Source organism: Pseudoalteromonas sp. GW168-MNA-CIBAN-0100 (assembly GCF_040309225.1).
Lineage (GTDB): Bacteria > Pseudomonadota > Gammaproteobacteria > Enterobacterales > Alteromonadaceae > Pseudoalteromonas > Pseudoalteromonas arctica.
The window spans coordinates 1-272 of the sequence record NZ_JBEOOL010000559.1; the positions used below are offsets into that span (position 1 = coordinate 1).

At 41.5% G+C, this 272-nt stretch carries 1 protein-coding gene; it reads left to right on the forward strand.

What is annotated here, in order from left to right; genetic code table 11:
- A partial coding sequence (locus AAEY62_RS22420; RefSeq protein WP_350636615.1) for a lipoprotein insertase outer membrane protein LolB occupies positions 1-272 on the forward strand: 272 nt, incomplete at both ends.

The following is a 272-nucleotide window of genomic DNA, read 5'->3' on the forward strand; positions in this document are numbered from 1 at the left end:
GCCCAGATGAGCGCCAATCTGCCAACTTAAATTGGCAACAAACACAAAATAGTAATTATTTAGTGTTAACCACGTTTATTGGCACACGGATTTTATCGCTTAAACAAACCGCAGTCGGCGCCGAATTAATCTTTGATGACCAACCGTATTTTGATAGGAACGCCAGTGCACTTTTACACCGTTTAACAGTGTTTACTTTACCGGTTAATAACGCAGGCCCATGGTTAAAAGCTACCATTGACGATCACACCCTAGAAATTGATCAGTTAGGG